This is a genomic window from Flavobacterium sp. MR2016-29 (assembly GCF_015350695.1).
Lineage (GTDB): Bacteria > Bacteroidota > Bacteroidia > Flavobacteriales > Flavobacteriaceae > Flavobacterium.
Window position 1 is genome coordinate 145,670 of the sequence record NZ_JADKPU010000011.1, and the last position, 9,988, is coordinate 155,657.

Below are 9,988 nucleotides of genomic sequence, written 5' to 3' on the forward strand. Positions count from 1 at the left end.
CACTATCAATGCAAAAAACTTTTGTTTATATGAATAATTTTCAAACATTTTTCAGGGTTATTTTTATTTCAAATATTGATTTATTTTTCTTGTCCTTTTTTAAACTGATAATTTCAAAACGCTGAACCCAGTCCATTTTTTTTAAGCCTTCAAGCCAATTATTAAACGATGATTCCTGAAATGTCTCACCTTTGATTATGATAATTTTGCTCTCAAAAAAAGCTTTTTTATTTTCTTTATACTCTTCTTTTAATGGAATAATATTTAACTCATTTAAAGAAATATTTGCCGGAACAGTCTTTATAAGTTCATAGCCGTAATACGAAAGAAATTTGGATGATAAAACGCCTGACTCTTTTAGAATGTTTAATTTTTTTTCTTTCTGCGCTTCTAAATCTAATATGAGCTGATAAGACTGATTTGAATATACGGTCTGCAGATTGAGTTCTGAATTTTTTGTGCCATAATATTGAATCATAAAATAGCTGGCCATTAATGAAATAAGAAAACCAATCAAAATAGCAGCACCTAAAAATTCGAAAGATTTTTTATAAATTAATTCTTCACTGCTTAAAGTTGGATTGATGGTTTTTGAAACCTCTTTTGGCTTTATAAAAAAGTGAATAATAGCTCCATATAAAGGTAAAAAAGTACTTGAAACATTTTCTTCTCCAATTTTGTACTCTGTTTTTTTAGTTTCATTTTGCTTTGCAAAACTTAAAATTTTATCATTTTCAAATTCTAAACGCAGATCATTAGAAAATAAGATTTGTTTTTTCAGCACATTATTCAACAACGCTGCCAAAAACGAACCGATATAAACATCGACAATTTGGAAACCGTTTTTTTGAAATTTTGATATAATTTCTTCAACAATATTTTTTCTGCAAAAACTGATGAAATTCGATTTTAATCCTTTTAAATCGGTATAGTAAATGGCGTTGTAATCGATGTTCTTTTGCCAGTTTACATCAGCTTCGTTTTCAAAATTAATTTCTTTATTTAAAACTCCTTTTCCTTCAATCACAATCAAAAGTGGCGTCTTTTTATCGGCTGTTTTGCTCAGTTCTTCAAAGCTTTCAAAACTTTGTTTTGATACAATAGAAATCTTGTTTGCTTTCTTTTTTATAGTAAGCAAGTTATATATTTCATAATCTTCTTTTTTGATTACTCCAACGACATTTATGTCATTCAGTTTTATGAATTTAGATAAAGTAGCTAACATTAATAAATAACGGTTGGTTTAATAAAAATATGAAGCTTCGAATCGCTTTTTCCTTTCTTTCTGCTGCTGAAAAACCATTTTATAATTGGAATTCTAGAGATTAGCGGTGTGCCAGTTCCTGAATTTTCTTTCTTTAATTCATCTAAACCGCCAAGTAAAATCATTTCACCATTTTTTACTCTTACTAAAGATTCAAATTTTTGAGTTGCTTTTCCTGGAGGTGCATCTTCACCAACTCTGGCCAAGAAAGAACTTTTTTCTACAGCAATTGTTAAGGTTACATTCTCATCTGTAGATACATATGGTTTAATAGAAACACTCAAATTAGCATCAGTAGATTTCCAAGTTCCTGAATTCAAGATGTCATTACCAATATTGCTGTTTATCAATCTATTGTTTTGTTCAAAATAATAACTGGTTTCTCCAATAGATAATTTGGCTTCGTGTCCGCTTATTGTGGCAATTTTAGGAGTAGATTCTATTTTTAAAACAGAGTTGTTTTCAAGAAGTTTTAAATTAAGATAAAATGATTCTGTTACTTTTCCGAGTTTAAAAAGGCCAAAACCATTAAAAGCATCTATCAAGCTGTTTACAGAAGACCCGTTTAAACTTACATCAGCATTTGGAAATAAAACGCCTCCGGTTTTGACAGAATTTATTTTGTCTAAACCAGCTTTCATGCCGGTTTGAATATCATACGATTTGTTATACTGAACAATGATAACCTCAATTTGTACCATTGGCACTACCTTGTCAATTTGCTTTATGTAGATTTTTAATTCTTCAAGAATAGAACGTGAACCCGAAACAATTAATCCGTTCAATTCTACGAACTCTTTTATTTCTAACTTTTCAGAAAACACTTTAGGCAATGTAGAAATAATAGATTCAATAGATCTGTTTTCGAGCTGAATTAATTCAGTTACTCTCAAACCTTCTGTGGCTTCTTCTCCAATTAAATATAAGTTGCCTTGCTTCTTAAAAGTATATTTTTTTCCTTTAAAGATGTGTGCTAAAAGTTCATCAAATGTAATATTGTCGGCAGAAAGAGTTGTTTTCTCGTTTTCAGGCTTGTTGTATAAAAAGTAATTAATGTGAAGTTTTTCAGCTGCTTCTGTCAATAAATCAGATGCGTCAGCGATATAAGCATTCACTTGTAAAAAGCCTTGTTTATTAATATTTACTTCATAAAAACCTGGAACTCCCAGGCTTACTTTTGGCTGTTTTGCTTTTGTAGTTGTACTTTGTATGCTGGCATTTGCAGCCGTGCTTTTTTGTATGAAATATAAACCATTATCGTCTTTAGTTGCTGCTAAATCATTTGATTTTGACATCATTTCAATTACCTGATCAAACGGTCGATTTAAAATGTAAGATGAAACTCTAATGTTTTTTACATCCTGCGCTAAGATTAGATTCTTGCCAGATTTATCAATAATGGCTTTTACAACGGCTGATAAAGTATCATTTTCCAATCTTACAGATAAAAAATCATTTTGCGGATTATAGCTTACATCAATAACCTTAGGCTGTTTTTTTTCTATAACAGCAATAATTTTTCTTTTTTTGAAGATGATAATGTTGTTCATAAACGAAACTTCAAGATCATATTTTTGAACAAGATGTATAAAAACATCTTTTACAGTTACATCAAAAAAGTTATTAGCAACAGGCTGATTCATATCAATATCAACATCTACATTTAGTTGATGTTCTTCTGCAATTGACGAAATAAAATCATGAAGCGTAAGTCCAGAAACATCAATTTTAATAGTTTCATTTAGCCCTTTTTTTTGTATCGACAATTCGTCAAATTTTCTACTTAATTCAGTAATATCCTGTTGCGCCACAATGATATTAGTGAAAAATAACGCAACTAGTACGCAAACAACTTGTTTAAGCATTTGTTTATATGTTTATTAAAATTGAATATATTTCTTCTAGAGATGTTTCTCCTTTGGCTAAAATCTCAAATGCTTTTTCTGGCAATGATTTATAATTTTTGTCATTACTGTATAATTTTGTAATTGTATTATTTTTAATTGCTTCTGTAATCACATTGTCAATATTTAAAATTTCATAGATAGCTGTTCTGCCTTTGTATCCGGTATGAAAACATTTATTACAGCCAACAGGTTTGTTGTAAGAAGTTATTTCATAAGGGAATTTAAAATTCAGCGGAAAATCTTTTGGATTACAATTGGTTTCTTTTTTGCAGTTATCACAAAGTTTTCGAACTAATCGCTGTGCAACAGACAGATTAAGAGTTTCTGCAATTAAATAAGAAGGAACTCCCATATCTATCAGCCTTGAAATCGTACCAATTGCCGAATTTGTATGTATCGTGGACAGCACCAAATGCCCAGTCAATGAAGCACGAATTGCCATTAAAGCAGTTTCAGAATCACGAATTTCTCCAAGCATAATTACATCAGGATCCTGACGTAAAAATGATTTTAAGGCAGATGAAAAAGTTAATCCAATATCTTCTTTTAGCTGTACCTGATTAATACCTTTTAAAGTATATTCTATCGGGTCTTCGACCGTAACAATGTTTCGTCTGCTATCGTTTAAAAGTCTTAAAGTGGCGTATAGGGTAGTGGTTTTTCCAGAACCCGTTGGACCGCTTATTAAGATAATGCCATTAGGTTTTTTAACCGCTTCTAAATAACTTTCCAGTTCTTCTTTTTGCAGGCCTAAAGTATTCAAATCTATATTAGAAGCATCCTGGCCTAAAAGACGCATCACTATTTTTTCTCCAAATAAAGTGGGCAGAATAGAAACCCTGATATCAAAAGATTCATTGGTAATTCTACCGTCTTGTGGCAATCTTTTCTCGGTAATATTTAGTTTTGCTTTAATCTTTACCTTATTCACTAATTCAAGATAATTTTCGCGCTCAATTTTGTAGCGCTCAATTAACTGACCGTCAATTCTAAATCGAATGCGGGATGAATCTTCATAAACCTCAAAATGAATATCACTGCATTTTAATGATTTTGCTTCTGTTAATAAATTTTCCAGAAAATCACCTTTGTCTACATTCAATGATTTGTTTGAGCTTAAGGCTCTTTCTTTTCTATAATAAATAGATAATGCTTTTTCTATTTCAGAAGCATCTACGGGATGAAAAACAATATTTTTTCCTAGAAAAAGTTCAAGTTCATCTTTTGCGTCTTCATTATTATTCGAATCATCAACATATAATTCCAGAGTGTTTTCGAAAAAAGATTTTGGTAATATTCGATATTGATTTGCAAGATCATTAGTGACCATGTGCTGTACTTCAGAAACGATTACGATATCTTGTGTCATTATAGTAAAGTGATTTTTTGAAAAAACAAATAATGGTCTTTCAGTAGCATAATGAATAAAAACAAAGATGAAAATCCAGCCAGTGGAACCGTTTCTTCTTTAATAAATTTCTTTAATCCAAATTGAAGAAGAATGGCAAATATCATGGATAAAATAAAAAACAAAATGTAATTCTTTAATAGAAACAAAGGCGTAATCGCTGCATAAAATAGCAAGTCACCCAATCCAAAATAATGCTGGAAAGGATTTAGAAATTTTTTAGATTTCAGACTCATGTATGTTGTTAAAATGCTTAATGTAATTAGAAAAAAACTCAGGTTAAAAGCTATAATTTTAACCCAATCATAGTTTTTTATCGAGATTATTAAGATGGATAAACTGAAAATTAATATTGGCAATACAATATGAATTTTGCGGTATTTCCAGTCCTGAATAAAAATTACGATCAAACATAGCAACAAAATTGCTGGGGCTATTTTCAATTTATTCTTTTGTTACTTCTGTTAATATTTTTTTACTGTCGATCTCCCATGTATTAAAACTGCCGTCACTGTCTAAATCAGATGTGGCTGTTGCTCTAGCTGAAAAAGAATCGTTTGAAGCTTCTAAAATTTCGATTTTGTAAACTGCCTGACCTCCTTCATCAACTGTTTTTTCTTGTTCAAAACCAATTTCTTCTAAACTGCCAGAGTATTTCGAATGTCTATAGAAATAACTTTTTTCAAGTCCATACACTTGATTAAGCATCGCTTGCGCTTCAATAGCTTTTGCTTGACCAATTACTGAAGTTTGATTTGGCAAAACCATCAAAAGCAATATGCCGATGATGCATAAAACGATTAAGATTTCTGTCAAAGAGTACGCTTTAACTTTAAGCTTTTGGTTTAATTTGTGGTATTTTTCAATCTTATTTAACATGTATGTGATTTTTTTCTTTGTTATTGATATTCATGCTATTTGTTTATAATCTTACTTAAATCGAACATTGGGGCATACATAGACACCATAATAACCCCGACAATTGCGCCAATCACAATGATAATCATGGGTTCTAAAATGACACCAATCATCTTGGTCTGGTGACTAATTTCTTCGTTGTATTGCTCCGTTAATCTTTCAAACATTGTTTCCAGCTGATTGACCTGCTCTGCAACTTCTACCATTGAAACCATCTTGTTTTCGAATACACTGTGTTTCTTTAAACTTTCGTGCAGAGAAGCTCCTCTTGTAATGTCTTCCTTTATCTGATGAATAGCAATTTCGATCGGATAAAAACTAATCATTTTTGCAGTTAGTGATAATGAATTTATTAAAGTTGTTCGAGACGTGATCAATAAATTCATCGCTTGACAAAAACGAGAGATGTATATTTTTCGAATTAAATTTCCAAAATATGGGATTTTTAAAATCATTTTTGTCGTAAACGATCTGTAGCTATCCTTTTCTTTTAAAAGCATATGAATGGCTATTAAACCCATTATTACTCCAATTACGACAGAAAAAATTAATCCAGAATGATTTGATATTTTCAGGATAATCTGTGTGCTTTTTGGCAATTCACTTCCAAATTGTTTAAAGACCGAGCTAAACATCGGAACTACTTTGTTCAGCATAAAATAAAGAACCAAAATCGTTACCAGCATAACAATCGTTGGATAAGTCATAACTGATATAATTTGCCTTTTCATCTGAATTTTTCGGTTGAAGTACTTTTGCAATTCACCTAAAACCTCTTCTAATTTTCTGGTTTCTTCACCAATTTGAATACTGTAATATTCATACGCTGAAAATTGATTGCTTTCTCGCATCGATTCGTAAATACTTCTTCCTTCGACTACTTTTTCCTTAATTTGAAGAATCAATTCTTTCTCGAATTTATTAGCAGATTGATTGCTCAGAATTTCCAGCGCTTTTTTAAAATCAACACCCGATCTTAAAAGCATGCCAAGCTCTCTATAAAAAATTTCCTTTTTTTTATCAGAAAGTTTTTTAGAGAACTGAAAAGAACCGGTTTCAATTTTGAAATCCTGTTTTTCTGCTTTTGGGGCTTTATATGTGGTTAAATCAAAACTCATTATTTTTTTATCGTTTGCAATAATTCATTAGGATAAACTCTTTTGTAAAATCGTAAATCCAGCTCTTTTTCATTTGATTCGATGCTTAATTTCAATTTCTGAAATACAAACTGCTGTGATTTGCTTTTTACCGTATCAATCAATATTCTATTTAATTTGATTTGGAACGTATCGACAAAAGTTTCGCTGGTTCTCAAAATATAATCTTCTGAAAACTGATAAGAAACGCTTTCGCCACTGTATCCATTAAAATTAATTTCACTTTCTAAAACCGTCATTTTTTCTTTCTCAAAAATATCTTTGTTTATACTGTATGTCAATCTGTTTAAATCATTTACCAATTGATTTTGATTTTTAAAATCCAACATTCTTCCTGTAATAATCGAAAAAATAACAAACAAGACACCCATAATAATAGCCGTTATAGCCATACCTACTACTGCCTCGATTATTGAGAAAGCGGGTACTGATTTTGAGCTATTTTGGATTTTGAACATAAAAACTTTTTTGAAATTTAAATTGCGAACTGTCTTTATATTGTATTGATATTTTTTTTAAATCATCATTAATTGTTTCTTCTTCTATCAGCAGATTTTCGTTGTCACTTTCAGTATTTAGCGAGTCACTTTTTATTTGCTGTAAATAAAAAAGTTCATTGACTTTATTTTGAGTGCTGTAAAATTTAGCAGATGTTTTTGGCGTGTAAACCGATGCAAAGATCATTACTGCAAAATACAGACAAATCGAAATTATTGTTAAAGCAATAACCGATTCTAATATAGAATTGGCTGGGACTTTATAATACCTTTTTGATAACACCATAAGTTGTTTTTTGAGTGTTAAACAATGGAATCGAAACGTAATAATCTGGACGTTTTAAGACGTTAATTTCAATATTTTGGATCAAATTTTCATAGTTAGATGCTTCAGTTTTAAGAAAGAAGCGATTGGTGTAAACAGAACCATAAACATCACTTTTAAGCATTAATTTTCCAGAGCAGTACAGATCGCCAAAAACCAATCCATCTTCATCTATTTCTATTGAATTCTTATCAATAAGGTTATCTGTATTTCCAAATAAAACAACAGCACCAGTTATCCTACATTCTTTTTTTATTTTAATTTTTGATTCCTCTGAACTTTCATTATAAATGCAAATTACAGACGGATAATCTAAAATTACTTTTTCTTCAAGTTCAATTCCCTTTGTAGCAAATACTTGTACAGTTCCTTTAAAACCGGTTTCAAAAGTTATTTTCGGCGCTATTAAAATAACATCTTCAAGCACTGTACTTTTTTTTATGCGAATCGAATCTTCAGATCTTAAAATAAAGTTTCCTTTAAAAATTACATTAGCTAAATTTGATCCTACCTGAATCTCTTTTGTGCTGTTAAAAAAGGAATTATAATATAAAGAATCTTGAGGTTTCTCGACATTAGAAAGTTTTGCTTTTTCTGATTTCAATCCCTGAAACATTTTTTTGAATTCAGGATTGATTTCAGGTAAATGCTTTTCTGAAATTGTAATTTTTCCTTCTGCTGAAAGTTTACTTAGATCATTGTTGATGTAGGAAGTTTCAATAAAAGTACTCGGCAATTGATTATTTCCAACCAATTTTACTGTTCCCGAATAGAATAGTGGTTTTGAAAAATCAGTTAAATAAACAGCATTTTTATCAAGATGATGTGCTCCGGCAAAATGTACCGAAGACACCGTGTCATTTGAAATATAGGATTGCGCCAACACAAGTGTAAGTAATCCATAGGATTTTGTTTCATAACTGCCTTCAATGCCTGAATCTTCATCCTTTTCAATTTCTTCAGAAACCATTTTGTTACCCAAAGCAAAGTTTAAAACCGATTGATTTTGAATATAAAGTTCTTCCTGAAGATTATAGTATAAATTAAGCTGATTGTACAAATTTGAAAAATAAAGCAGTGCTCCACAAATAATAGATACAATCAAACAAATGTAAATGGCATATAACAAACTGTGCGCCTTAACCATTACTGTTGAGTTTTATCCTTCTTTTTAAAAAGATTTTTAAAGAACGCTTCAATTTTTGAATCTTTTTTAGGCTCATTTTTAGCTTGTTGTTTTGCTCGTTCTTTGGCTTCCTTTTTTGCTGTCTTATTTGCTTTTTTAGTTGTTGATTCTTTCTCCTTTTCTACCTTGGCCTTTTCTTTGGCTGCAGTTTTTTCTTCTTTTGTTTTTGCTTTATATGCAGCAAGTTTAGCGGCGTCAGATGTTGCGTCTAATTCTTTTTGCATTTCTTGAGCATTTTGTAATCTAATGCTGTCGTGCTTGATTCTGTATTTTTCAGATTTGGTAAAAGTTTCTTTTTTCTTAACAATTACGCCTCTTTTGTAAGTAAGTATTTCTTTGGTCTCGTTATTGGTCCATTTTCCAGTTTTAAGATCGGAACTGAATTTTCCGTTTTCAATTAATTGACCGCTTTCATTATATCTAAAATACTTTCCAGATCGTAAACCATTGCTGTAAGATAGAGTAGTAGCGATAACACCGTTTTGGTGCCAGGTTTTCCACTTGCCGACACGCAAACCATTTTTAAATTGCCCTTGTTCTGCCAATTGGTTGCTGTGAAACATTTTAGTAAACTTGTCATCAAGCAAATCTCCTGCGATACCTCCTTGCGCTTCATGAATAAGACCGCCTTTAAACCAGTAATATGTTTTTGTAGTTTTAGGCGTTATTTTTTTGTCAGTTATGTAAAATTCATATCTGAACTCTTTATCAGAAATTCGTTTGATCGCATAAGGATCACCAAACGAAACTAATGCGAGCGCAAAAAAGGCTAAAATATAACGTGGTATTATAAATGTTTTCAATGGACAGTTTTAATTTTAAATGTGAACAATATACTTTTTACTAATACCGCAGTTCTTTATTTCTGGCAGTACTCTTTACACCTAAGTTATTTTGCTGAACAAAAGTATTTTATATTTATTTAATTTGTTTACGGCTTTCCTCATTTTGGTTTTTTTTCATGAAAATTTATTTCTGATAATTTCTCATCATAGCTAAATAAATTTCAGCAAAGAAAATAACACAATGCAAAAAGAATATAATAGGGTATAGAATATGATGTAGCGGAATTTTATAAACAGCAGAAAGATATTTTTTTGTTTTCATAGAAAAATAATTTGTACGTTTGATAGGACTAATTTTTTATTAAATGGAGTAGGGAATTCTTACTTCTTAATTTATTTCTTTTGAATATTGATTAACGGAATGTAGATTAAAAAACTTCATTTAATTAACTTTTAAATGTCAAAAAGTGCCTGAAAATGTATTTTTAAAGGTTTTAATATTGCTTGAAAGTTCTTTTGTTTATTGGGTTTAATGATGTTT

General features: G+C 30.4%; 10 protein-coding genes. All 10 read right to left on the reverse strand.

The genetic code is table 11. The features are described 5' to 3' along the window. Positions 1 to 40: 40 nt before the first annotated feature. The 10 genes from IR010_RS19230 to IR010_RS19275 are packed head-to-tail and all read right to left on the reverse strand — an operon-like array spanning position 41 to position 9,465. A complete protein-coding gene (locus IR010_RS19230; RefSeq protein WP_194605992.1) occupies positions 41 to 1,225 on the reverse strand; it encodes a hypothetical protein in 1,185 nt (394 codons plus the stop codon). Then, positions 1,225 to 3,129: a type II secretion system protein GspD gene (locus tag IR010_RS19235; RefSeq protein WP_194605994.1), complete on the reverse strand. Its 1,905-nt coding sequence runs from the start codon at positions 3,127 to 3,129 to the stop codon at positions 1,225 to 1,227. The genes IR010_RS19230 and IR010_RS19235 overlap by 1 nt, the downstream gene beginning before the upstream one ends. Positions 3,130 to 3,133: 4 nt before the next feature. Beyond that, entirely contained in the window at positions 3,134 to 4,540 is a 1,407-nt protein-coding gene (locus tag IR010_RS19240; protein ID WP_029273355.1) for a GspE/PulE family protein, read from the reverse strand. Continuing rightward, positions 4,540 to 5,022 carry a prepilin peptidase gene (locus IR010_RS20275; protein ID WP_082447187.1) on the reverse strand — a complete coding sequence of 161 codons (483 nt, stop codon included), beginning with the start codon at positions 5,020 to 5,022 and terminating at the stop codon, positions 4,540 to 4,542. Before IR010_RS20275 ends, IR010_RS19240 begins: the two co-directional genes overlap by 1 nt. Position 5,023: 1 nt before the next feature. Further along, positions 5,024 to 5,458: a type IV pilin protein gene (locus tag IR010_RS19250; protein ID WP_029273357.1), complete on the reverse strand. Its 435-nt coding sequence runs from the start codon at positions 5,456 to 5,458 to the stop codon at positions 5,024 to 5,026. 35 nt (positions 5,459 to 5,493) lie between these two features. Then, positions 5,494 to 6,615, reverse strand: coding sequence for a type II secretion system F family protein (locus tag IR010_RS19255; RefSeq protein WP_029273358.1), 1,122 nt, complete (start codon positions 6,613 to 6,615; stop codon positions 5,494 to 5,496). Then, complete coding sequence (locus IR010_RS19260; protein WP_029273359.1) at positions 6,615 to 7,112, reverse strand: type II secretion system protein J; 498 nt, start codon at positions 7,110 to 7,112, stop codon at positions 6,615 to 6,617. The genes IR010_RS19255 and IR010_RS19260 overlap by 1 nt, the downstream gene beginning before the upstream one ends. Continuing rightward, the gene (locus IR010_RS19265; RefSeq protein WP_029273360.1) at positions 7,093 to 7,437 is read right to left on the reverse strand and encodes a hypothetical protein; all 345 of its coding nucleotides are present in this window, start codon (positions 7,435 to 7,437) and stop codon (positions 7,093 to 7,095) included. The genes IR010_RS19260 and IR010_RS19265 overlap by 20 nt, the downstream gene beginning before the upstream one ends. After that, on the reverse strand, positions 7,412 to 8,623 hold the full coding sequence (locus IR010_RS19270) for a hypothetical protein (RefSeq protein ID WP_194605996.1): 1,212 nt from the start codon (positions 8,621 to 8,623) through the stop codon (positions 7,412 to 7,414). The genes IR010_RS19265 and IR010_RS19270 overlap by 26 nt, the downstream gene beginning before the upstream one ends. Further along, the gene (locus tag IR010_RS19275) at positions 8,623 to 9,465 is read right to left on the reverse strand and encodes a toxin-antitoxin system YwqK family antitoxin (protein WP_194605997.1); all 843 of its coding nucleotides are present in this window, start codon (positions 9,463 to 9,465) and stop codon (positions 8,623 to 8,625) included. Before IR010_RS19275 ends, IR010_RS19270 begins: the two co-directional genes overlap by 1 nt. Positions 9,466 to 9,988: the final 523 nt, after the last annotated feature.

Coding starts and splice junctions, on each gene's coding strand:
- IR010_RS19230 (WP_194605992.1), bottom strand. CDS start 1,225: ATGTTAGCTACTTTATCTAAATTCATAAAACTGAATGACATAAATGTC.
- IR010_RS19235 (WP_194605994.1), bottom strand. CDS start 3,129: ATGCTTAAACAAGTTGTTTGCGTACTAGTTGCGTTATTTTTCACTAAT.
- IR010_RS19240 (WP_029273355.1), bottom strand. CDS start 4,540: ATGACACAAGATATCGTAATCGTTTCTGAAGTACAGCACATGGTCACT.
- IR010_RS19250 (WP_029273357.1), bottom strand. CDS start 5,458: ATGTTAAATAAGATTGAAAAATACCACAAATTAAACCAAAAGCTTAAA.
- IR010_RS19255 (WP_029273358.1), bottom strand. CDS start 6,615: ATGAGTTTTGATTTAACCACATATAAAGCCCCAAAAGCAGAAAAACAG.
- IR010_RS19260 (WP_029273359.1), bottom strand. CDS start 7,112: ATGTTCAAAATCCAAAATAGCTCAAAATCAGTACCCGCTTTCTCAATA.
- IR010_RS19265 (WP_029273360.1), bottom strand. CDS start 7,437: ATGGTGTTATCAAAAAGGTATTATAAAGTCCCAGCCAATTCTATATTA.
- IR010_RS19270 (WP_194605996.1), bottom strand. CDS start 8,623: ATGGTTAAGGCGCACAGTTTGTTATATGCCATTTACATTTGTTTGATT.